This window comes from Roseomonas sp. KE0001, from assembly GCF_016107285.1.
Lineage (GTDB): Bacteria > Pseudomonadota > Alphaproteobacteria > Acetobacterales > Acetobacteraceae > Pseudoroseomonas.
The window spans coordinates 31,672-53,759 of the sequence record NZ_RCVQ01000003.1 but is presented as its reverse complement, the minus strand read 5'-3'; the positions used below and the strand labels follow the sequence as shown (position 1 = coordinate 53,759).

Sequence of the window (22,088 nt, the reverse complement as noted above, 5' to 3'; positions counted from 1 at the left end):
TGACCCATGTTCGGACGCTAGCCTCGGCCTTTTGGGTGGGGGCAGCGGGAGTGTTGGACATGGCGTTGTTGAGCGTGATCCGGCGCTGGCATTTCCGGGAACACCTGTCGATCCGCGCGATCGCCCGCCGGACCGGCCTGTCGCGGAACACCATCCGCAAGTACCTGCGGTCCGAGACGGTGGAGCCTGTGTTCAGGACCCCCGATCGGCCCAGCAAGCTGGATCCCTTTGCCGAGCGGTTGGCGGCTTGGCTGCGGACGGACGCCCGCAGGCCACGCAAACAGAAACGCACCGCGCGGCAGTTCCACGCGGAGCTGGCCGGGCTGGGCTATGACGGCTCGTACCGCCGCGTCGCCGCCTTTGTGCGGGCCTGGCGGGACGACTGGCAGCGCCAGCAGCAGACCTCCGGCCGCGGTGCCTTCGTGCCGCTGGCCTTTGGCCCGGGCGAGGCGTTCCAGTTCGACTGGAGCGAGGAGCATGCCGTCATCGGCGGCGAGCGAACCAAGCTGCAGGTCGCCCATCTCAAGCTCTGCCACAGCCGGGCCTTCCTGGTGCGGGCCTATCTGCTGCAGACGCACGAGATGCTGTTCGACGCCCACAACCACGGCTTTCGCGTGCTGGGCGGCGTGCCGCGGCGTGGCATCTACGACAACATGCGCACCGCCGTGGACCGCATCGGCCCGAGCCGGGAGCGGCAGATCAACGCCCGCTTCCTGGCGATGGCGAGCCACTATCTGTTCGAGCCTGAATTCTGCAATCCGGCTTCGGGGTGGGAGAAAGGTCAGGTCGAGAAGAACGTCCAGGACGCCCGGCACCGGCTGTGGCAGCCGGTGCCCCAGGTCACCAGCCTGGAGGCACTGAACGCCTGGCTGGAGCAACGCTGCCTCACCCTTTGGGCGGAGATCCCGCACGGGGTGGAGCCCGGCAGCGTCGCCGCGGTCTGGCGGCAGGAGGTGGACTGCCTGATGCCGGTCCGGCGGGTCTTCGACGGCTTCGTGGAGGAGACCAAGCGGGTCTCGCCCACCTGCCTCGTGCACTTCGACCGCAACCGCTACAGCGTGCCCGCCGCCTTCGCCAACCGGCCGGTCAGCCTGCGGATCTACCCCAACCGCATCGTGGTGGTCGCCGAGGGCGCCGTTGTCTGCGAGCACCCGCGGATCATCGAGCGGTCGCACCACGGGCAGGGCCGGACCGTCTACGATTGGCACCACTACCTGGCCGTGGTCCAGCGCAAGCCCGGCGCCCTGCGCAACGGCGCGCCCTTCGCCGAACTGCCAGAGGCGTTCCGCCAGCTCCAGCGTCAGCTGCACGGCAGGTCCGGCGGCGACCGGGAGATGGTGGAGATCCTTTCCCTGGTGCTGCAGCACGACGAGCAGGCCGTGCTGGTCGCCGTGGAGATGGCGCTGCAGGCCGGGGTTGCCAGCAAGACCCACATCCTCAACCTGCTGCACCGGCTGACTGATAGCGCTACCTCCCAGGCGCTGCCGATCGAGGCGCCCCAGGCCCTGGTGCTGGCACAGGAGCCCAAGGCCAACGTCGCCCGCTATGACAGCCTGCGCCCGAGGCAGGGAGGCCGTCATGCGTCATGACCCGGCGGCCGCCGCCATCACCATCATGCTGCGCAGCCTCAAGATGCACGGCATGGCGCAGGCCGCGGCCGAACTGACCGAGCAGGGCGCGCCCGCCTTCCAGAGCGCGGTCCCGATCCTGTCGCAGCTGCTCAAGGCCGAGATCGCCGAGCGCGAGGTCCGCTCCATCGCCTACCAGCTCAAGGCCGCCCGCTTCCCCACCTACAAGGACCTGACGGGCTTCGACTTCGCCAGCAGCCAGCTCAACGAGGCCCTGGTGCGCCAGCTCCACGCCGGTGCCTTCATGGACGGCGCCGACAACGTCGTGCTGGTCGGTGGGCCGGGTACCGGCAAGACCCACGTAGCCACCGCGCTCGGCGTCCAAGCCGTCGAGCATCACCGCAAGCGCGTGCGGTTCTTCTCCACGGTGGAGCTGGTCAACATGCTCGAGCAGGAGAAAGCCGCCGGAAAGGCCGGACAGATCGCGGCTCGCCTGCTCCACGCCGACCTGCTGATCCTCGACGAACTGGGCTACCTGCCATTCAGTGCCTCAGGCGGCGCCCTGTTGTTTCACCTGCTCAGCAAGCTCTACGAGCAGACCAGCGTCATCATCACCACCAACCTCAGTTTCAGTGAGTGGGCGGCGATCTTCGGAGATGCCAAGATGACCACCGCGCTCCTCGACCGGCTCACCCACCACTGCCACATCCTGGAGACCGGCAACGACAGCTTCCGCTTCAGGAACAGCTCCGCCACCCAGGCCCATCGCGAAAGGAAACCACAGCCGACCTGACGGGCTTCGAAACCCCACATCCACAACCCGGGTCAGATCTCCGTGGCAACCCCGGGTCGGTTCTCAGTGGCAATCAACAGTCGAGATTTGGAACGCCGTCTCGCCGAACATGAGATGCGCGACCCACACGCCCATGATCCCGGCGATCATCTGGACCACGATGTAGGCGACCGCGACCGTCGCCCTGATCTCCCGCCGCGCTGCGAAAACTAGCGTAACGGCAGGGTTGAAATGGGCGCCTGAGATCGGGACGAACATGGTGATGAGCACCACAAGCCCCGCGCCGGTTGCAAGCGTGTTGCCGAGAAGCGCGATGGCGACGTTCCCGCCGGAAAGGCGATCCCCCATGATGCCCGAGCCAATGACGATTGCGAGCAGTAGTGCCGTGCCGAGCGCCTCGGCGGCGAGCCGGCGTGGCAAGTCGAATGCGGTCATGATTGCACGGCTTTGTTCTCGGCTGCGCAACAGGCTGCGCGGTTCACGACCTCGGCCAAGGGGACGCAGATTTCGGATGCGCCCTGGCAGCAATCTTCCATGAGGAAGCCGAGCAGTCCGGCCATGCGATCGTAGGACGCTGTATAGATGATGGATCGGCCCTCGCGCCGGGAGCCGATCAGCGCGGCATGGCTTAGCACATTGAGGTTGGCGGACAGCGTGTTTGGCGGCACGCCAAGGCGTTTGGCGATCTCGCCCGCCGGGAGGCCGTCACCCCCTGCCTGCACCAGCATACGGAAGACTTCGAGCCGGCCTTCATGGGCCAGTGCGGATAAAGCGGTGACGGCGATCTTGATTTCCATATTTCTACGATATTAGAAGTATGGCGATTTGCCAAGCCAGAGTATCCCGATGACAGACAGCTTTCCCGCGCTCGATTCTGCGTTCCTTGATACGCCGACCCTCGATAAACTCTCCCCCGTTCGCGTGTCGCCGCATCCGCCGCGATTCCTGCTGCTCTATGGCTCCTTGCGCGAGCGCAGTTACAGCCGCCTTCTGATCGAGGAAGCGGACCGGCTGCTCCGCAGCTTCGGCGCGGAAACCCGCATCTTCGATCCGCGCGGGCTACCACAGCCGGACGATGCCCCGGCGAGCCATCCGAAGGTGACCGAGCTGCGCGAGCTTTCGATCTGGTCGGAGGGGCATGTCTGGTGTTCGCCCGAGCGCCACGGCGCGATGACCGGCATCTTCAAAAGCCAGATCGACTGGCTGCCGCTTGAGAGCGGCGGCGTGCGGCCGACGCAGGGGCGCACGCTTGCCGTATGCCAGGTGTCAGGCGGCTCTCAGTCGTTCAACGCCGTCAACCAGCTTCGCGTTCTCGGCCGCTGGATGCGGATGATTACCGTGCCCAATCAGTCATCGGTCGCCAAAGCCTATGAGCAGTTCGATGAGGCCGGTCGCATGAAGCCGTCTTCCTATTATGAGCGGCTCGTGGACGTGATGGAAGAACTCTACAAGTTCACGCTCCTGACCCGCGACCGGGCAGATTATCTTGTCGATCGCTATAGCGAGCGGAAGGCCGAGGGGCGCGTTCCACATGGCGCTGAACATATCACCGCTGCGATGAGCGGGACTGAATAAGCCTTACTCATCTCTGCCACGGTTGAGCCTGTTTGCTGCTGGGCTTGCTGTTGCTTCGCGGCGAATGGCCGTAATCTCTCGACCATCGGAGGCCGTGGGGGAGAGCGTCGGTGAGCTTCATCGAGGGTCAGGATAGAACGCAGGGCAGCCTGCTGCCTCCTTGTATCGACGATTACATCGCGCCGGACGCATTGGTGCGCGTCGTGGATATGTTCGTCGACAGATTGGACCTGGGCGAACTTGGCTTCTAGCGCGCCGTCTCGGCCGTAACAGGGAGGCCGGGCTTCCATCCTGGCGATATGCTCCGTCTCTATATCTGGGGCTATCTCAATCAGGTCCGTTCGTCCCGTATGCTGGAGCGGGCCTGTTCGCGTGACCTTGAGGCGTTGTGGCTGTTGCGCCGCCTCGCGCCCGATTACCGCACCATCGCCGCGTTCCGGCACGACAATCCCGAAGCGATTATCGGAGCCAGCGCCGCCTTCGTGCAGTTCTGCCGCGAGCAAGGTCTGATCGGCGGTCACACCGTCGCGCTCGACGGAACGAAGATGCGGGCAGTCGCCAGCCCCAAGAACATCGCCGGTGCCGAACGCTTGGCGCGTGACGTGGCCCATACCGAGCGAGAGATCGCCTATTATCTCGATCGCCTGGACGCGATCGACGATCAGGTGGCACGAGGTTTCGACGACCAGCCCGCGCACCGGGATGCGTTCAGTAGGGCGGTCGCGTCCCTCCAGCGTCGCAAGAACCGTCTCGCCAGGCGCCAATCCGAATTGGCCGAACGCGAGGAGAAGGTGATCGTTTTCGGCGAGCCGGAAGCGAAGCCGATGGGTTACGCACATGCACCGAAGCTGCCGTCCTACAACCTTCAGAGCGTAGTCGATGTAACGAGCGGTCTGATCGTCCACTACGACGTGTTCAACGACGCCAACGACAGTCATCTCCTTCACCCCGTATCACTGGCGGCCAAGGAGGTGCTGGAAGCTGACGAATTGCACGTCCTGACAGACGGCGGCTACTCCAATGCCGAGGAGGTCGCCCGTTGCGAAACCGAGGCGATCACCGTGTCGGCGCCGATCAAGCGCGGAGCAATGAACACCGAGCACTTTCGGCCCACTCAGTTCATCTATGATGAGGACAGTGATACGATCAGATGCCCCGGCGGCCACACTCTGCGTCCATCCGGCAAGCATACTCGCAACCGCGCGATCCGATACCGGACATCGGCGTGCAAGACCTGCGCCCTGAAGCCGCGATGCACACCAGGCGCTCAGCGAACGATCCATCGGCTTTACGATCAAGGTGCGCTCGATCGGATGGAGGCACGAATCTACGCCGACCCGAATCTGATGCGGATCAGGCGATGCACCGTTGAGCACCCGTTTGGAACGATCAAACGAATGTCCGGCGGAGGCCGGTTCCTCACCAGAGGATTACGGAGGGTAAAGGCGGAAGCGGCGCTATCGGTCCTGGCCTTCAACATTATCCGAGCGACGAACACGGTCGGAACCGGGGCAATGATCGGGGCGAGCTGAACGGGGCCAGGCCGCTTCGCGGCCGGCGTTTTTGGGGGCTGCACCTGCGCCATCACGGCGAGTTTCTGCACAGCCTGGGGGTCTCCCCGCAGAAGGGGGTGTGCCGGCGACCTTGGCGCCGGCCAGGGGGAAGGCTTTCCCCCGCCATCATCATGGATGCCGGAGCGATCGCATTTCCTCATCGGCGATGGCCTGCACCACCTTCATGTCCATTTCCACGACAGGAGAAAGGCGCGCGACTTCTGACGCGACCTTGGCCCAATGCCAGAACTCGGACCTGTTTCCCTGCGCACGACTGCGTGCGGCGAGGCGCTGCGCTTCATAATAGGCGTGACGGCCGTGCGCCGCGATCATCGCCCGCGCGTCCTGCTGCCAGCGTTGGCGAATCTGTCTGCGCTTCTCGATCCAGGCGGCCAGACGGCGGAACATTCAGCCGTCCTTTCCGCGACGCGCCCGCAGCTCCCTCAGTTCCGCCAGGAACGTCGTGCCGACATCGATCGCGCGCTGTGCGCTTGTCCCGTCCACATCGACACCATGCGAGGCTTCCAGCATGACGCGGAGCGAAGCGAGGAACGGTTTCGTGCTGGCGGGCGCGATCCTACGCTTCTGCAAGGCGCTCACCATTTCGCTGATACCGGCCGGTCGTTCCGGCGTGCCGCCATTGTCGATCATGAAATCCCGCAAGGTCCGCTCGATCTCGATGCGCAGCTTGACGACGGACATGAGCGGAAATTCGCGCGCCAGCTCCTCGACGGTCGGCAGGTCGCGTTGAAGCTGTGGCGGCAGGCCCGGCGACAGCCGGTATTGCGCGACGCCCATCGGCTTGCTGGTGTCGCGCAAGGTGTATTCGACGATCACCTCGTTACGGCCTTTGCAGAGAATGATGCCGATGGTCGGCTGGTCGTCCGGGTGACGGAGCTGGTCGTCGACAGCCGAGAGGTAGAAGTTCATCTTGCCCGCGAACTCGGGCTTGAAGTCCTCGATCTTCAGTTCGATCACCACGAAGCAGCGCAGACGGAGGTGATAGAAAAGCAGGTCGAGGTAATAATCCTGACCTCCGACTTCGAGATGATACTGGCTCCCGACGAAGGCGAAGCCCTTGCCGAGTTCGAGGATCATCGCGCGCAGATGTTCGATCAGCCCGCGCTCCAGATCGCGCTCCAGCATGTCCGGGCCGAGCGAGAGGAAGTCGAAGGTGTAGGGGTCTTTGAGAATCTGTTGGGCAAGCTCGGATTGCGCGGCCGGTAAGGTTCGTGAGAAATTGGTGAGCGCGCTGCCTTGGCGGACGAACAGATTGCTCTCGATCTGATGGACGAGGACGGGGCGCGTCCAGCCATGTTCGATGGCCTGTCGGGCATACCAGGCGCGTTCTTCGGGCGCCTTCACGGTATCGAGCAGGCTCACGTTATGGCCCCAGGGCAATTGTGCAACGACCCGTTGCACAATTTCGGGATCGGGCCAGGCATCGGCCAAGGCCCGCATATATTTGAGGTTTCGGGAAGAAAGCCCGGTCATTTCGGGGAACGCCTGACGGAGATCCCCGGCCAGCCGGTCGACGACCTTGGCACCCCAACCCTCACGCTCCTGCCGGGTGAGAATATCCCGCCCGATGGTCCAGTAGAGCATGATCATCTCGCGGTTGACCGACAGGCTGGCGCGGTGCCGGGCTTCGATGATCCTCTGCTTCAGGTCGCCGACGAAGGCCGCATAGCTTTGCGCGTCGATGTCGGCGGCCGGCGCGGCTGTCCCGACGCGGCGCGGGGCGGGGGATTTGGGCGGCCGCGTCATCAAGCGGCCGCCTTCAGGCGCTTCTTCGCCAGCATGGCGCGGACGAACTTGTCCCACTTCGCCATGCCCGCGCGCTTCTCGACCATATAGTGCCAGCGGTCGTAATGTTTGGAGCTGACGTCCTGCAGCGCGTGGTTCTGGAGGCGGTCGCGGATTTCCTTCGATATGCCCGCCTTGCCGGCGAGCGTCTTGAAGGTGCGGCGGAGATCGCGGTTCGTCGCATAGGGGATCACGCCGCGGTCCCGCTGACGCCAGACGAAGCTATAGAGCGTGCCGTGGCTGACCGGCTTCGACGGGTCTTTGGCCGACGGGAAATACCATCCCCATTCGTTCGGCGTGATCGACTCGATCAACTCGGCGGCGAGCAACGGCACCGGAACGGCGTGTGGCTGGTCGTTCTTGGTCTTCGACCAGTCGATAATCCGCTCCTTGGCGTCCCACTGATCGACATGCAGGCGCGCGATCTCCTCGACGCGCTGGCCGGTCAACATGATGATCTGCACGGCGCGCGGGTAGGACGGATGGACCGGCGTATCGGGGCATTCGAGCCAGCGATAGAGCTGGACGAACTCATCTTCGTCGAGCCAGCGCGTGCCGTGAACCTTGGGCTCGGTCGGAATGCCTGTCGCCGGATTGAAGGGGATGCGGAAGCGGCGGGAGGACTGCTGCCGATAATCATTGTCGGACTTCATGCCCCAGGCGAAGGCGGCATGGAGATAGGAGCGCACATGGTCGGCCATCGACTTCGCGCCGCGATCGTAGATCGGGCGGATCAGCTCGATGATCTCCTCGGCCTCGATCTCGCGGGCGAGGCGATTGCGCCCGAGCGTGTCGGCGATCTTGTTGAGACCCTTTTCGGTCTCCTTCCACGAGGGCTTCCCAGCGTCCTTGAGGGCGGCGACATAGCCCTCGAACAGATCGGCGACCGTGCCGGGGCGCGTGTCGGTGGCGATCTTGATGCTTCGGCCTTTCTGGATGACGTCGGCAAAGTCGCGCTTGAAGATTTCGCGGGCCTGGGCGAGCGACATTGAGGGATAGGCGCCGAGCTTCTTCTTCGTGCGCTTACCGTCGCGCCATTGTTGCGCCATCCAGTCGGCGGTGACGCGCTTCGGCATGGGCTTGAGAACGAGGACGAGACGGCCGGTGCCGCGTCCTTCGCCATCGGCGAGGTTTTCCTGCTTCTGGCTTATCTCGACGCGCTTGAGCGCATGTCGGATCGTGGTGTCGGTGAGTGCGGCCATGGCGTTTCCTCCTTTCCGGGACTGGGATCGGTCGGGGAGAAACAGGGATCGCTTGCTGGGAGCGGAAGGCCGTTTGTTACCCCTCTTACAGCCCCCAATTTGCCAAAACCGCCCCCACTACGCAAGGGCTAAAAATCGCCAATTCCTTAGTGTTTCAACGTGTTTGAGCGTGATCTAGCGGGATCAAAATCAGTGAGTGGGGTGATTGTGGACCAGGATGAGGGCCGTGGCGTGCAGCTCCAGCGCGCGCTTCATCACCTCGCGCGGGTAGACCGGGGTGTGGTTCACCGTTCCCCGGGCCTGCGCCTCGTCGGCGATCAGCCGGTTCTTGCTGTCGAGGAAGAGGATGCGGAACTGTTCGATCTTCTCGCGCGAGATGGCGGCATTGAGGTAGGTGATCAGCCGGTCCCAGTTGTTCAGCACTGGGGTGTCCATCACCTCCGCCTTGGCCAGTCGCAGCGCCGCCGCCTGCACCAGCTTCAGGGCCGCCACGCTGTGCACGCCGAGCCCCCGCGTCTCCATCAGCACGGCCTGCGGCGCGGTCATCACCCCGGCGAAGCTGCCGAAGCGGTTGATCAGCGATTTGGCCAGGGGCTTGGTGTCGCCCTGCTTGAAGGCAAAGAAGAGCAGCATCTCGAGAAGTTCGTAATCGGCCAGGGAATCCGGGCCGCGCTCCAGCAGCTTCTCGCGCATCCGGGCGCGGTGGCCGTGCGGGCCGGTGCTGACGAAGGGCGCCTCCGGCTCTCCCTCCGCCGCCGGCCGCGCCCGCTCATGCGGGACCGGCCGGGCCCAGGCGCGCTCCTCCTCCGGGAAGTCCGGCGCGGGCGGCCGCTCGGTGATCAGCTCGGGCAGGTCCAGCATGGGGGAATGGCCGGGCTTGGTCCCGCCCGCCTTCGCGCCGCCGAGCTTCCTGACGGGCGCCTCCGCGAAGCCCCGGCGGATGCCCGCGGCGTCAGGGGAGGGCCTGGCGGACAACTCGGCGGGGGCCGACCTGCCCACCAGCCTGGAAAACCATTCGGCCACCCGCGCCTCCCCCGGATTCCGCCCCATGGCGGGGAAGTCGGCATTATTCAATCAACCAAATGGTTCTTCAAGCTCTCCTGGCGTTGAGCCGCCGCCGCTGTCAGCCGCGGAAATCGACCTTGGCATTCTCGCCGCCGCGGTCGGGCTCGCCGGTCAGCAGGGACTGGGCATAGCCATAGGCATAGCGCAGGCTGGAGGAGACGCCGTCCCAGTACTCGGCGCCCTCGATCTCCACCGCGATCAGCGCCACCTCGTCGCTCTCCGGCCCCTCCGGCAGCCAGGTGCGTAGCCCGTCGGTCCAGAGGTCCCGCTTCCGCGCCACCTCGCGCACCACCCTCCCGCGCCCGAAGAGGGAGACGTAGTCCTGGCTCTTCGGCTCGGAATAGCCCAGCTGCACGCGGGAATCCTGCTCCAGCTCGGCCACCTTGGGACTGTCGGCGCGGGTGAAGAACCACAGGGTGCGGCCATCCGCGTCCGGCTTCTGGGTCCGCATCGGCCGGCCGCGCAGTCGGCCCTCGGCGTCGACGGTGGTGAAGATGGCAGTGCCGATCTCGCCGATCATCTCGCGCACCTTCATGCGCATCTCGTCCTCGTTGCGGTCGCTGTGCATGGCGGCTCTCCCGGGTTTGGCTTGCCGGAGAGAACCCGCCGGGCCGCCGACAGGTTGCGGCAGGCGGGGCGACGTTGACAGCCAGGCTCCCGGCCCGCACCGTGCGGCCGTCATGCCGCACTCCCAGATCCGTGTCCGTCACGCCGGCGCCATCGCCACCGTGCTGATCGACCGCGCCGAAAAGCGCAACTGCCTCGACCTGCCCATGTGGGAGGCGATGGCGGCGACCTTCACCACGCTGTCGGCCGACCGGACGCTGGGCTGCGTCATCCTGCGCGGCGCCGGGGCAGCGGCCTTCTGTGCCGGCGCCGACATCGGCAGCTTCGAGCGGGACTATGGCGACCGGGCGCAGAACGCGCGCTTCGCCGCCGCGCTCGACGGCGCGCTGGAGGCGATCCGCCGCTGCGCGCATCCGGTGGTCGCCGCGCTGTCCGGCTGGTGCATGGGTGGCGGCGCGGGCCTCGCCAGCGTCTGCGACTTCCGCATCGGCGGGCCGGGCACGCGCTTCGGCATCCCGGCCCGCAAGCTCGGCATCTGGTATCCCTATGCGGCGCTCGATGCCCTGCTGCAGGTGACGAGCTATCCCACCGCCTGCGAGCTGCTGATCGAGGGCCGCGTGCTGGAGGGGGAGGAGTGCCTGGCGCGCGGCGTGCTGACGCGGCTGGTGCCGGACGAGGCGATCTTCGACGAGGTGGAGGCGACCGCCGCCCGCATCGCGGAAGGCGCGCCGCTCTCCAACCGGTTCCACAAGCGTGCCCTGCAGGCGCTGCGTGGCCCGCTGCCGGTGGCGCCGGAGGAGATCGAGGCCGCCGGCCGCTATGCCGAGACGGAGGATTTTCAGGAGGCGGTCCGCGCCTTCCTGGACAAGCGCCGGCCGGTCTTCCGCGGCCGCTAGCGCGTCGTCGCTTGATCGGGTGATCCCGCCGGATCGGGATCCAGGGCGGCGGGACCGGAGGCCGGCCCCGCGCCCGGCCTTCAGATGCCGGCGTAATAGGGGCCCGGCAGCGGCGAGGTCTTGTCCTCGACCCGCTTCACGCCCGGCACCTGCTCGGCCAGCACCTTCAGGCCCCGCAGCACCGAATCGCTCTGGCGGAAGCCGTGGAACTCGACCACGCCGTCCTTCACCTCGACGGTCAGGAAATAGCTGTCCGCCCAGGGCTCGCGCTTCATCGCCGCCAGCACGGCACGCCGCAGGCGCTCATCGGGATAGTCGCCGCCCTCGGCCTTGGGCGCCACCAGGGCGCGCAGCAGGTCGGCGCGGCTGACCAGGCCGAGCAGCTTGCCGCCCTCCGTCACCAGCACGCGGCGGACCTGCTTCTTCTCCATCAGCTCCGCGATCTCACCCGCCGTCGCGCCGGGTGCCACGGTGACGGCGTCGGGCGTCATGATCTCGGCGGCGGTGGTGCCATGGGTGCTGGCATAGCGGTCCGCCAGCCGGTCCATGTTGGAGAAGAGGCTGCGCAGCAGGCCCATCGGCGCCTTGGCATCCCCGGCCAGCCGGCGGATCAGGTCGGCCTCGGTGACGATGCCCAGCACCTCGCCCGCCGGCCCGACGACCGGGACGGCCGAGATATGCCGCTGCGCCAGCATCTGGGCCACCGTGAAGAACGGCGTCTCCGGCGGCACGGTGACCACGTCGGGGGTCATCAGGTCTCGGGCGGTGGGAAGTTGCATGATGATTCCTCCTGGCTGCTGGCGGGGCTTTCCGCACCGGGTCGATGATGGACCCGCAGCATCGGCCGCGCCTTGATCTCCATCAATGCTCAGTCGCGGCCGTGCCGAATGGTTGCGGCGCGGCCGGCACTTTCGCCGAACCATTCCACTTTCATGATCAGCGGCCGGCGGACTAAGCTTTCCTACAGAAAGAGAACGTCCAGGGAGCACCCCATGCCAAGCCTGACACGCCGCGGCCTGCTGGCCGGCGCGGCCACGAGCGGCCTCGCCCTGCCCGCCCTGACCCGCGCCGCCCTCGCCCAGTCCGGCCAGATCTCGATCGCCACCGGCACCACGGGCGGCGTCTACTATCCGCTCGGCGGCGGGCTGGCGAACATGCTCTCGCGTTCGGGCGGGATGTCCGCCACCGTGGAGGTCACCGGTGGATCGGTGGCCAATCTGCAGTTGCTGGGCGCCGGCCGCGTCGACCTCGTTTTCGCCCAGGTGGATGCGGCGGTGGACGCGGTGCGCGGCAACGACCGTTTCAAGGGCCGCCCGGTGCCGGCGCGCGCCATCGCCGTGCTCTACACCAACCGCATGCAGGCGGTGACGACGACGGCGAGCGGCATCACCAGCATCGCGGGGATGAAGGACAAGCGCGTCTCGACCGGCGCGCCCGGTTCCGCCACCGAGGTCATGGCCTTCCGCCTGATCGAGGCCGCCGGCCTCGACCGCGACAAGAGCTTCCGCGCGCGCGAGCGGCTCTCCCCGGCGGAGAGCACCAATGCGGTGAAGGACGGCAAGCTCGACGCCTATTTCTTCGTCTCCGGCGTGCCGACCAGCGCCATCACCGATCTCGGCGCCTCGCCCGGCGTGCAGATCCAGATGATCGACCATGACGAATACATCCCGCGCATCGTCGAGAAGTACGGCCCGGTCTACTTCCCCGAGGTGATCCCGGCCGGCACCTATCCGGGTCAGAAGACCGACAACCGGCAGATGTCGGTGGCCAATATCCTCGCCGTGCGCGAGGACATGCCGGAGGCCATGGTCACCACCCTGCTGAAGACCGCCTGGGAAGGGCGGCAGGAGCTGGGCCAGGTGCATGCCGAGGGACGGAACTTCCGCCTCGAGGCGCAGAAGAGCGCCGCCGCCGGCATCGAATGGCATCCAGCGGCCAAGGCCTACTGGACCGCGCAGGGCGCGCAGTTCGCGTGACGGGGCGCTGAATGGCCGGCGCCCCGCCGAAGCCTCCGGCCGGCAGCAACCTGCCGCCGGAGATCGCCCCCGACGCCCTCGACGAAGGCACCGCCGCCCGGGTGGAGCGGCTGATCGAGGAAGAAGAGGGGATCCAGAACCGCTTCACCGGGGCGCTCGGCCTCGGCGCCACCGGCCTCGCCCTGGCGATGAGCCTGTTTCACCTCTGGGCCGCCTGGGACATCGTGCCCACCACCACGCTGCGCTTCGTCCATGTCGGCTTCGCCATGGCGCTGGGCTTCTACCTGTTCCCCGCCGCGCGCCGCTTCCGCGACCGGCTGATGCCCTGGGACATCGTGCTGATCGCCGCCGGGCTCTACTGCACCTGGTACCTGATCGACGGCGGTGACGCGCTGCTCGACCGCTACGTCTTCCCCGAGCCGATGGACATCGTCGTCGGCTGGATGCTGGTGGCGCTGGTGCTGGAGGCGACGCGGCGCGCCACGGGCTGGATCATGCCGGCCGTCGCCATCGCCTTCATCCTCTACAGCTTCTACGGCAACCTGCTGCCGCCGCCCTGGTCGCACCGCGGCTACGACGCCGAGCGGCTGATCCCGCACCTGACCATCACGCTGGACGGCATCTACGGCACGGCGGTGGATGTCTCGGCGACGCTGATCATCCTCTTCACCATCTATGGCGCCATCCTGCAGAGCAGCGGCGCGGGCAAGTTCTTCGTCGATTTCAGCTTCGCCCTGACCGGCGGCAAGCCCTCCAGCGCCGGGCGCACTGTGGTGCTCTCCTCCTTCCTGCTGGGCGGCCCCTCGGGTTCGGGCGTCGCCACCACCGTCACGCTCGGCACCGTCGCCTGGCCGATGATGAAGCGCGTGGGCTACCGCGCCGACGATGCGGGCGGGCTGCTGGCGGCGGGCGGGCTCGGCGCCATCATCTCGCCGCCGGTGCTGGGCGCGGCGGCCTTCCTGATCGCCGAGTACCTCAAGCTCGGCTACCTCGACGTGCTGCGCATGGCGGCGGTGCCGACCGTGCTCTACTACGCCTCGCTGCTGTTCATGGTGGAACTGGACCAGCGGCGGCTCGGCGCCGGCGCCGTCACGGCCGAGAGCCTGGCGGTGACGCCGGCGGGCGAGCTGGCGCGGCGCTACGGCTTCCACTTCTCCTCGCTCATCGCGATCATCGTCTTCATGGCCCTGGGCTACAGCGCGACGCTGGCGGTGCTCTACGCCATGGCGGTGGCGGTGGTGCTGTCCTGGCTGCGGCGCGAGACGGCGATGACGCCCCGCCGGCTGGTCCAGGCGCTGGCCGGCGGCGCGGTGCAGGCGGTGGGCATCGCCGCCACCTGCGCCTCGGCCGGCATCATCGTCGGCTGCATCACGCTCACCGGGCTGGGGCTGAAATTCTCCGAGATCGCCATCCAGGCCGCGGGCGGCAGCCTCGTGGTCACGGCGATCTACACGGCGCTGATCGTCTGGATCGTCGGCCTCGCCGTGCCGGTGACGGCGAGCTACATCATCTCCGCCGTGGTCGCCGCCCCGGCGCTGATGAAGCTCGGCGTGCCCGACTACGCGGCGCATATGTTCGTCTTCTACTACGCCGTGCTGTCCGAGGTCTCGCCGCCCACCGCCCTCTCGCCCTTCGCGGCGGCGGCGATCACCGGGGCCGGGCCCTACCGCACCACGCTGCAGGCCTGGAAGTACACCCTGCCCGCCTTCGTCCTGCCCTTCGTCTTCGTCACCGATCCCGAGGGGGTGGGCCTGCTGCTCAGCCTGACGCCGGAGATGGGTTGGCTCGACGTGGCCTGGCAGATCCTGCTCGCCGCGGCCGGGCTCGCGGCCCTGGCGGCAGCCTGCCAGGGGCATGCGCGCCGGCCGCTGGGCCCGGCCGGACGGCTGGGCTTCGCCCTGGCCGGCATCCTGCTGATCTTTCCTGCCCTGGCCGCGCCGCTGCTGCCGGTTCCGGTCGCCTGGGGCGCCGCGCTGGCCGTTCTCCTCCTGGTCCTGGACGGAAGACGGTCAGGCCGGCACGCCTCGCTGACCTGAGGCAGGGTTCCGGCCGGTGGCGTCCGGCCGGAACCGCTTGCCGGCGGCGACCGGATGCAGATATAAGATTTTATTCCTATATGCGGTCGTGCCGGTCGGATCCCTGGTCGGGGCTCGCTTTCCGACGATGAAGTTTACAATTATCACATTCACGTGAGCAATCCCTCACGCCGCCGAAATGATCCAATAAGTTAAATATCTCCATAGAGCACTCCACCGAGGCCCTTCCTGGCCGCCTCGCTCAGTGAGGAGTTGCTCCCATGGCTACTATCTTCCGCTACGGAACCACCCCCGCCCTGCTCTCCGGCACCGCGACCGGCGACGTGCTCGGCGGAGGCGCGGGCGACGACATCCTGCGGGGCTGGGCCGGCAGCGATCGGTTGCTGGGCGGCCGGGGCGACGATTCCCTCGCCGGCGACGGCGACACCGACACGTTGCGGGGCGGCAGCGGCGACGACACCCTGCGCGGCGGCAGCGGCGACGACATGCTCTATGGCGAGGCCGGGAACGACCGGCTTTTCGGCACCGACGGCGCCGACATCCTGCATGGCGGCAGCGGCGACGACCTGCTCGCCGGCGAGGCCGGAAACGATCGCGCCTGGGGCGGCGACGGCGCGGACATCCTCTTCGGCGGCGAGGGCGACGACATCCTCGGCGGCGGCGCCGGGGCCGACCGGATCGAGGGCGGCGATGGCCAGGACTGGCTGTCCGGCGGCGAGGGCGACGACCGGCTGCTCGGCCAGGCCGGGAACGACACCCTGCGCGGCGGCGCCGGACAGGACCGGCTCCAGGGTTGCGAGGGCGACGACCGGCTGCATGGCGAGGCCGGTGACGACTGGCTGTGCGGCGATGCCGGCAAGGACCGCCTCGATGGCGGCGCCGGGCAGGACCGGCTTCAGGGCGGCAACGGCGATGATGTCCTGCTCGGTGGCGAGGGCGATGACTGGCTGGCCGGCGAGGGCGGCGACGACTGGATGGTCGGCGGCACCGGCCGGGATTATCTCCATGGCGGCACCGGCCGCGACCGACTCTTCGGCGGCGCTGGCGATGACAGCCTGCATGGCAACCAGGCCAATGACAGCCTGCGCGGCCAGGACGGCAACGACGCGCTCTATGGCGACGAGGGCCATGACTGGCTGCTCGGCGATGCGGGCAAGGACCGTCTCGACGGCGGCGCCGGGAATGACCACCTCCTGGGCGGCGACGGCGACGACTACCTGATCGGCGGCGCCGGCTTCGACAAGCTCACGGGCGGCGCTGGCCGCGATCTCTTCCGCTTCGACCAGGCGCCCGGCAAGGACCGGGACATCATCACCGACTTCGCCTCCGGCATCGACCGCCTGCAGTTGATGGGCGCGAGCTTCGGTCTGTCCGGCGAGAATGGCCACTTCGGCGCCGCCGGCTTCGGCCTCGGCGCCAGCGCCATGACCGCGGAACAGCGCGTGCTCTTCGACGCCGCGACCGGCATCCTGGCCTTCGATGCCGATGGGTCCGGCGCGGCGGCGGCGGTTACCATCGCCCTGCTGCAGCCCGGTGCCGGCGTCGTCCTGAGCGACATCTGGATCGGCTGAGCGGCCTGCCTCCGGCGCGGACCCGTTCCGCGCCGATAGCGTCCCCCTGGCGCGGGATCAGGCCGGTGCCGGGAGCGCCTCCTCCATGCGCGGCCCGAGCCCGACCCGGTGCAGGGCCGAGAGCGTGTGATAGACGGCCTTGAAGGACAGGATCGGCAGCACCGCGCGCGGATCGCCGCGCAGGTTCCCGGCCAGCATGTTGATGATGCCGTCGCGCATCCAGAGCGTGTTCTTCGGGGCCATGAAGAGCGAGCGCATCACCGGGTCGTTGATGCGGTAGATCAGCCAGCTGATGCGGTCCATGGCATCGGCCAGCTCGCGATTGGCGCGCGCCGCCATGCGGTTGCCCTTCGCCGGGTCGTCGAGCCAGGCATCCGCCGCGCCGGCGCCCAGTTCGCCGGCCGTCATCGCCATCAGCACGCCGGTCGAGAACATCGGATCGACGAAGCCGTAGGCGTCGCCGATCATCAGGAAGTTCTCGCCATGTCCCTGCCGGGCCCGGTAGCTGTAGTTGCCGGTGCTGTGGACTTCGGAGATGCGCTCGGCGCCCGCCGTCCGGGCCGAGACCGTGGGGCTGCCGGCGATGCGCGCCGCGAAGAGATCCTCCGGCGTGCCCTTGCGGCCCTTCCAGGCCGAGGGATTGCCGACGAAGCCGATGCTCATGACATCGCCCGGCAGCGGGATCAGCCAGAACCAGCCATCCTCGGCGAGATGGATGCTGATATAGCCGTCGAGTTCGCCCTCCCGCCGGGCGACGCCCCGGAAATGCGCGTAGATGGCGGCGGTGTTGTTGTACTTGTTGCTGTCCTTCACCCGCATCCGCCCGGCCAGGAAGGTGTCCCGCCCGGAGGCGTCCAGCAGGTAGCGCGGGCGGAAGGACAGCGTCTCGCCGCCGGCGCCGCGCGCCGTCACGGTGGCGCGCTCGCCCGCCGCGCCGAAGGCGATGTCGGTGACGCGGGTGTTCTCCCGCGCATCGGCGCCCAGCCGCCGGGCATGGCCGAAGAGCAGCGCGTCGAACTCCGAGCGTCGCACCTGCCAGGCATGGGTGCGGGACCGGTTGAGCGCCTGGGCGAAGGGAAAGGCGCAGCTCCGCCCGGTGCGGTCGGAGACGAATTCGGCGCCCGGCTTGTGCACGCCGATGCCGCGCACCGCCTCCAGCAGGCCGAGCCGCTCCAGGATGTCGAGATTGCGCGGCAGCAGGCTCTCGCCGATGTGGAAGCGGGGATGCGCTTCCTTCTCCAGCACCGCGACCGACCGCCCCGCCCTGGCCAGCAGGGCGGCGGCGGTGGAGCCGGCCGGCCCGCCGCCCACGACCAGAACATCCGGCTCCATCATCGCCTGCTTCCTTTCCCCGATTCGCGGCGCATTTCAGCGCAGCGGCGGGCGCCTCGCCAGACGCGCGGCCGCACCGCCAAGCGCGGATTCGCGTATTCTTCACGAATGCGTGATGTGCTAGGCTGGCCGGTATGCGTCTCCTGCCCCGCCTCGGCCTGCTGCTGCTCCTGCCCGGCTGCGCCGGCCTCCCGGTGCCGGATTGGGCCGACCCCTCCAGCCTGTGGCAGACGCTGTGGGAAGCGCCCCCGCCCGAGGCCGAGGCGGATGCCCCGCAGCCCGGCTTCGCCCCGCCACCGGACGGCGCGCCGGCGCTGGGCCTGACCTGGCAGGGCCGCCGGGCCCTTGCCCGGCTGGTTCAGCAGAACGGCGAGAACCGCCTCTGGCGCAGCGCCGGCGGCCTGGTGGTGGCGACCGATGGCGCGCGGGTGGTGGCGACGGCGGGCCTTCGGGAATGGATCGCCGGCAGCCGGCTCGACGGCCCCGATCCGCTGGACGAGCCCCTCGCCATCCCGGCCCGGCCGGTGGGGCTGCGGCGCCAGATCGACCTGATGCGCAACAGCCGCAAGCCGGACGAGATGCGCTTCGGCCTGTCGCTCACCTGCCGGGTCTCGGCCGGGCCGGCGGGGGCGGCGCTGCTGATCCGCGAGGGCTGCCGCGGCGGCGGACACAGCTTCACCAACCGCTACTGGGCCGATCCCGCGACGGGCGGCATCTATCGCTCCGAGCAATGGGTGGGCGAGGCGGGGATGATGCTGCTCGAGGTGGTCACGCCGCCTTCCAGCTGAGGCCGGCGCGCCGCACCCGCCGCGCCACATAGGCCAGCCAGAGCAGCTGCGCGAGCAGCGGCGGCAGGATGATCAGCGGCTTCTCGTCCGCCGGCAGCCGCAGGAAGATCTGCGCCAGCGCCAGATGGAACAGCGCGAAGCCCCAGTGCACCGCCGCCACCGCCCGCACCGGCAGGCCGCTGCGCTGCGCCATCTGGTAGAGATGCGTGCGGTGTGGCGCGCTGACCCGCTCGCCCATCCAGGCCCGGCGCAGCAGGGTGAAGCCGGTGTCGAAGAGCAGCGCGAACAGCAGCAGCGGCACCAGCAGGAAGGAGACCTGCGCCGCGTCGAAGCGGGCGGCGGCGACGCCCAGCACCGCCAGCATGAAGCCAAGGAACTGGCTGCCGACATCGCCCATGAAGATCCGCGCCGGAGGCAGGTTGAAGGGCAGGAAGCCGGCGATGCCCGCGCCGAGGATCAGGCAGGCGGCGTAGATGAACCAGGCGCCCTGTTGCAGCCCGATCCAGGCCAGCCCGGCGCAGACGATCAGCAGCGTGCCGCCCACCAGCCCGTCCAGCCCGTCCATGAAGTTCACCGCGTTGGTGCAGGCGACGATCCAGAACAGCGTGCCGAGCGCGCCGAGCAGGCCGAGCTCGATCGTCCCGATCCAGGGAATCGCCAGCCGGTCCACCACCAGCCCGCTGCCCAGCGCCACCAGCGCCGCCAGACCCTGCGCGGCGAGCTTCACGACGAAGCGGAAGTCCCGCATGTCATCGAGCAGCGCCACAACGCCGATGGCCACGGCGGCGAGGATGACGCCGATGAACCGCCGGTCCGCCATGCGGGCGAACTCCGCCACCTGGTAGAGCACCAGCATGCCGAGGATGAAGGCGCAGACGATGCCGACGCCGCCGCCCTTGGGCGTCGGGCGGGTGTGCGCCTTGCGGTGGTCGGGGTGGTCGAGGATCGGGAAGGCGATCATCAGCCGCACCAGCAGGGCCGAGACCAGCGCCAGCACCGCCGCGAAGCTCAGGTGTTCCAGGAAGGCGTGAAGCGTCATGATCGACCCGGCGGAGAGGGAGTCAGGGGAGAGCGGCGGGCCGGCGGCGCGGCGTCAGCGGTCGCATGCCAGGCGGTCCGGCTCCAGGCTGGCATAGACATCGCCGGAATTGGCGGCGTCGGGCAGGCTATCCAGCCAGCCGGCCATCGCCACGGCGGAGACCGGGCCCGGCAGGGCGAGGGAGAGGCTCTCGCCCAGGCTGGCGTTGAAGCGATAGGCGCCGAGCCCGGCGAGGCGCGCCAGCGCCTGCCGCGCCACCGCGCGCTGCAGCGTGGTGAACTCGAAGCTGAGCGCCGGCGCCGGCCAGGTCAGCCCGGCCAGGGCCTCGGCCTCGAAACCCTCGACATCGATCTTGATGAAGTCCGGCCGGCCATGGCGCGCGACCAGCGCGTCCAGCGTCGTCACCGGCAGGGTCAGGGTGGCGTCCCAGCGCTGCTCCCGCCAGCCCTCGGCCGTGGCGGCCGCCGCGACGAAGCCGGTGGAGGCGGTGGCGACGGTCGGATTGGCGCTGTTGAGGTGCAGCGCCGCCTCCCCCCCGGCGGCGCCGACCAGGGCGGCCTCCAGCCGGACACCCGGGTCGCGGCGGAACAACAGGCGCAACAGGCGGCAGAGGCGCGGCTGCGGCTCCACCGCCACCGCCCGCGCGCCCAGGCGGCGGAAGCTCGCCGCGCGATCGCCGACATGGGCGCCGATGTCGAAGCCCAACCCGCCCGGGCCCAGGAAGCGCCCCAGCAGCCGGTCCAGCCGCGCCGCCCGCCCGGAGGCGTAGTAGGTGCGCAACGACTGGCCGATGGCGGCGGCGCCGGGAGCCAGCCTCATTCCGTGAAGACCAGGGCGGCGCCCCCGGCCAGTTCCGGCGGGGCCATCAGTCCCCCCGGCACCGGCCGCAGCCGCCCGCCCAGCAGCGCCCGGACGGCCGCGTTGCCGTCATCGGTCCGCACCGCATAGCCGGCCAGGAAGGGCAGGTCCGGCGCGGTGACGCCGGGCAGCACGGCGCCCAGCGCCGCGGGCGGCAGGATGCGGATCAGGCCGCGGGGCAGCGCCAGGGCATAGCCGCCCGCCGGATCGGGCGTCAGCACCTGGCCGGTCAGGCGCGCCAGGGCGGCGGCGCTCTCCGCCGGGGCGGGGGCCACCAGGATGGCGCTCTCCAGCGCCACGGCATGGTTCGGGTGCTCCAGCCAGCGTGGCTGCCAGAGCAGTTCCGGCGTGTGGTGCTCGATCAGCTGCAGCCGCCCCTCCGGCGCATCCGGCAGCGGCAGGCGGGAGAAGCGGGCGCGCGGCCCCTCGGGATCGTCCACCGGGCGTTCCAGATGCGCGACGCCGGGGAGGTCGATCCCGGCCCGGCGCAGCCGCGCCAGCTCCGCCTCCGCCCCGCCGATGCCGAAGGCCAGGATGTGCATCCCGGCATAGCGGTCGAGGAAGGCGCCGAGGCGGTTGTCGAACAGCGCCGGGTCGAGGATCGCCAGCAGCTCGAGATAGCCCTGGCGCAGCATGGCGCAGCGGTTGCCGGTGCCGAAGGGCTCGACCGGCGCGCCGGGCGCGCGGCGGCCGGACTGGCGCGCCAGGGGGGTCAGCTGGAAGCCGAGCGCCTCGTAGGCGGCCCAGAGCGCCGGACCGTCCCGCGTGCAGAGGCCCACATGGTCGAGGCTCTCCGCCCCGCTCACGGCTGCGGCGCCTCGTAGCGGGGAATGCGCCAGGCGGCGGGCTCGGCGGCGGCCTCGCTGTACCAGCGGCGCAGCAGCGGGTGGTTGCGCACCGCCTCGACATAGCCCTGGCTGAGCGGCGTGAGGTCGGGCTGCCAGGTCAGGAAGCGGCAACAAACGGGGGCGAACATGGCATCCGCCGCGCCGAACTCGCCGCCGAACAGGAAGGGGCCGGCGGAATCGAGCAGCGCCTCGCGCCAGATCGCCTCGATGCGGGCGATATCGGCCAGCGCCTCGGGCGTGCGGCCCTGGCCGGGGAAGGTGTTCAGGATGGTCATGGGCATGGCCATCCGCAGCCCGCGGAAGCCGGCATGCATCTCGGCGCTGATGCTGCGCGCCCAGGCGCGGGCCACCGGATCGGCCGGCCAGAGCCGCGGCGCCAGGCCGGCGCAGTATTCCAGGATGGCGAGACTCTCCCAGACCCGGGCACCGCGGTGCTCCAGGTAGGGCACGGTGCCGGAGGGCGTCGCCTCCTTCACCGCGGGCGTGCTGCCCCCCGCCAGCGGGATCACCACCTCCTCCACCTTCAGCCCGGCCAGCTGCACCGCCAGCCAGCCGCGCAGCGACCAGGAGGAGTACATCCTGGTGCCGATGACGAGACGTCCTTCCGCCATGACT

General features: G+C 68.9%; 22 protein-coding genes and 1 pseudogene. 10 read left to right on the top strand and 13 right to left on the bottom strand.

Annotated features, from left to right (window positions below; translation table 11 throughout):
- Positions 1 to 59: 59 nt before the first annotated feature.
- Positions 60 to 1,589 (top strand): IS21 family transposase, encoded by a 1,530-nt coding sequence (gene istA, locus D9598_RS06690; protein WP_198365651.1) that lies wholly within the window; start codon positions 60 to 62, stop codon positions 1,587 to 1,589.
- Positions 1,579 to 2,361 carry an IS21-like element helper ATPase IstB gene (istB, locus tag D9598_RS06685; protein ID WP_198365650.1) on the top strand — a complete coding sequence of 261 codons (783 nt, stop codon included), beginning with the start codon at positions 1,579 to 1,581 and terminating at the stop codon, positions 2,359 to 2,361. The genes istA and istB overlap by 11 nt, the downstream gene beginning before the upstream one ends.
- A 63-nt stretch (positions 2,362 to 2,424) precedes the next feature.
- On the opposite strand, the gene D9598_RS06680 is transcribed toward istB, so the two are convergent.
- Together D9598_RS06680 and D9598_RS06675 are read right to left on the bottom strand one after the other, a co-directional pair.
- The gene (locus tag D9598_RS06680; protein WP_198365649.1) at positions 2,425 to 2,796 is read right to left on the bottom strand and encodes an aquaporin; all 372 of its coding nucleotides are present in this window, start codon (positions 2,794 to 2,796) and stop codon (positions 2,425 to 2,427) included.
- A complete protein-coding gene (locus tag D9598_RS06675) occupies positions 2,793 to 3,158 on the bottom strand; it encodes a helix-turn-helix transcriptional regulator (RefSeq protein WP_198365648.1) in 366 nt (121 codons plus the stop codon). The genes D9598_RS06680 and D9598_RS06675 overlap by 4 nt, the downstream gene beginning before the upstream one ends.
- Positions 3,159 to 3,207: 49 nt before the next feature.
- On the opposite strand from D9598_RS06675, the gene arsH reads away from it, so the two are divergent.
- The 3 genes and pseudogenes from arsH to D9598_RS06660 form a co-directional block, all read left to right on the top strand.
- Positions 3,208 to 3,936, top strand: a complete 729-nt coding sequence (gene arsH / locus D9598_RS06670; protein ID WP_198365647.1) for an arsenical resistance protein ArsH — start codon at positions 3,208 to 3,210, stop codon at positions 3,934 to 3,936.
- A gap of 110 nt (positions 3,937 to 4,046) precedes the next feature.
- Positions 4,047 to 4,187 carry a hypothetical protein gene (locus D9598_RS06665; protein WP_198365646.1) on the top strand — a complete coding sequence of 47 codons (141 nt, stop codon included), beginning with the start codon at positions 4,047 to 4,049 and terminating at the stop codon, positions 4,185 to 4,187.
- Positions 4,188 to 4,211: 24 nt separating this feature from the next.
- Positions 4,212 to 5,468 (top strand): annotated as a pseudogene (locus tag D9598_RS06660) (IS1182 family transposase); the annotation flags it as partial.
- Positions 5,469 to 5,618: 150 nt separating this feature from the next.
- Here D9598_RS06660 and D9598_RS06655 read toward each other — a convergent pair.
- From D9598_RS06655 to D9598_RS06635, 5 genes are all read right to left on the bottom strand, one after another.
- On the bottom strand, positions 5,619 to 5,897 hold the full coding sequence (locus tag D9598_RS06655; RefSeq protein WP_198365644.1) for a hypothetical protein: 279 nt from the start codon (positions 5,895 to 5,897) through the stop codon (positions 5,619 to 5,621).
- Entirely contained in the window at positions 5,898 to 7,256 is a 1,359-nt protein-coding gene (locus D9598_RS06650; protein ID WP_198365643.1) for a YhcG family protein, read from the bottom strand.
- Positions 7,256 to 8,497 carry a site-specific integrase gene (locus tag D9598_RS06645; protein WP_198365642.1) on the bottom strand — a complete coding sequence of 414 codons (1,242 nt, stop codon included), beginning with the start codon at positions 8,495 to 8,497 and terminating at the stop codon, positions 7,256 to 7,258. Before D9598_RS06645 ends, D9598_RS06650 begins: the two co-directional genes overlap by 1 nt.
- 189 nt (positions 8,498 to 8,686) lie before the next feature.
- A complete protein-coding gene (locus D9598_RS21590; RefSeq protein WP_370591954.1) occupies positions 8,687 to 9,571 on the bottom strand; it encodes a RadC family protein in 885 nt (294 codons plus the stop codon).
- A gap of 49 nt (positions 9,572 to 9,620) precedes the next feature.
- A complete protein-coding gene (locus tag D9598_RS06635; RefSeq protein ID WP_232476996.1) occupies positions 9,621 to 10,130 on the bottom strand; it encodes a pyridoxamine 5'-phosphate oxidase family protein in 510 nt (169 codons plus the stop codon).
- Positions 10,131 to 10,242: 112 nt separating this feature from the next.
- On the opposite strand from D9598_RS06635, the gene D9598_RS06630 reads away from it, so the two are divergent.
- Positions 10,243 to 11,025 carry an enoyl-CoA hydratase/isomerase family protein gene (locus D9598_RS06630; RefSeq protein ID WP_232476995.1) on the top strand — a complete coding sequence of 261 codons (783 nt, stop codon included), beginning with the start codon at positions 10,243 to 10,245 and terminating at the stop codon, positions 11,023 to 11,025.
- 80 nt (positions 11,026 to 11,105) lie between these two features.
- On the opposite strand, the gene D9598_RS06625 is transcribed toward D9598_RS06630, so the two are convergent.
- Entirely contained in the window at positions 11,106 to 11,804 is a 699-nt protein-coding gene (locus tag D9598_RS06625; protein WP_232476994.1) for a CBS domain-containing protein, read from the bottom strand.
- A gap of 213 nt (positions 11,805 to 12,017) precedes the next feature.
- Between D9598_RS06625 and D9598_RS06620 the strand changes: the two genes are divergently transcribed.
- The 3 genes from D9598_RS06620 to D9598_RS06610 all read left to right on the top strand — a co-directional run bounded on the left by D9598_RS06620 (position 12,018) and on the right by D9598_RS06610 (position 16,608).
- Entirely contained in the window at positions 12,018 to 13,001 is a 984-nt protein-coding gene (locus tag D9598_RS06620; protein WP_198365639.1) for a TAXI family TRAP transporter solute-binding subunit, read from the top strand.
- An 11-nt stretch (positions 13,002 to 13,012) separates the two neighbouring features.
- The gene (locus tag D9598_RS06615) at positions 13,013 to 15,037 is read left to right on the top strand and encodes a TRAP transporter fused permease subunit (protein WP_198365638.1); all 2,025 of its coding nucleotides are present in this window, start codon (positions 13,013 to 13,015) and stop codon (positions 15,035 to 15,037) included.
- A gap of 260 nt (positions 15,038 to 15,297) precedes the next feature.
- Positions 15,298 to 16,608, top strand: coding sequence for a calcium-binding protein (locus D9598_RS06610; RefSeq protein ID WP_198365637.1), 1,311 nt, complete (start codon positions 15,298 to 15,300; stop codon positions 16,606 to 16,608).
- A gap of 57 nt (positions 16,609 to 16,665) precedes the next feature.
- On the opposite strand, the gene D9598_RS06605 is transcribed toward D9598_RS06610, so the two are convergent.
- Positions 16,666 to 17,943, bottom strand: coding sequence for an NAD(P)/FAD-dependent oxidoreductase (locus D9598_RS06605; RefSeq protein ID WP_198365636.1), 1,278 nt, complete (start codon positions 17,941 to 17,943; stop codon positions 16,666 to 16,668).
- Positions 17,944 to 18,074: 131 nt separating this feature from the next.
- On the opposite strand from D9598_RS06605, the gene D9598_RS06600 reads away from it, so the two are divergent.
- Positions 18,075 to 18,728 (top strand): YjbF family lipoprotein, encoded by a 654-nt coding sequence (locus tag D9598_RS06600; RefSeq protein WP_198365635.1) that lies wholly within the window; start codon positions 18,075 to 18,077, stop codon positions 18,726 to 18,728.
- Here the strand turns inward: D9598_RS06600 and D9598_RS06595 are convergent.
- Genes D9598_RS06595 through D9598_RS06580 form a run of 4 tightly spaced genes read right to left on the bottom strand, consistent with a single transcriptional unit; the run spans position 18,709 to position 22,084 of the window.
- Positions 18,709 to 19,767, bottom strand: coding sequence for a glycosyltransferase family 4 protein (locus tag D9598_RS06595; RefSeq protein ID WP_198365634.1), 1,059 nt, complete (start codon positions 19,765 to 19,767; stop codon positions 18,709 to 18,711). The genes D9598_RS06600 and D9598_RS06595 overlap by 20 nt on opposite strands.
- Positions 19,768 to 19,821: 54 nt before the next feature.
- The gene (locus D9598_RS06590) at positions 19,822 to 20,586 is read right to left on the bottom strand and encodes an FkbM family methyltransferase (protein WP_198365633.1); all 765 of its coding nucleotides are present in this window, start codon (positions 20,584 to 20,586) and stop codon (positions 19,822 to 19,824) included.
- The gene (locus D9598_RS06585; RefSeq protein WP_198365632.1) at positions 20,583 to 21,431 is read right to left on the bottom strand and encodes a VOC family protein; all 849 of its coding nucleotides are present in this window, start codon (positions 21,429 to 21,431) and stop codon (positions 20,583 to 20,585) included. Before D9598_RS06585 ends, D9598_RS06590 begins: the two co-directional genes overlap by 4 nt.
- On the bottom strand, positions 21,428 to 22,084 hold the full coding sequence (locus D9598_RS06580; protein ID WP_198365631.1) for a glutathione S-transferase: 657 nt from the start codon (positions 22,082 to 22,084) through the stop codon (positions 21,428 to 21,430). Before D9598_RS06580 ends, D9598_RS06585 begins: the two co-directional genes overlap by 4 nt.
- Between the last annotated feature and the right edge of the window lie 4 nt (positions 22,085 to 22,088).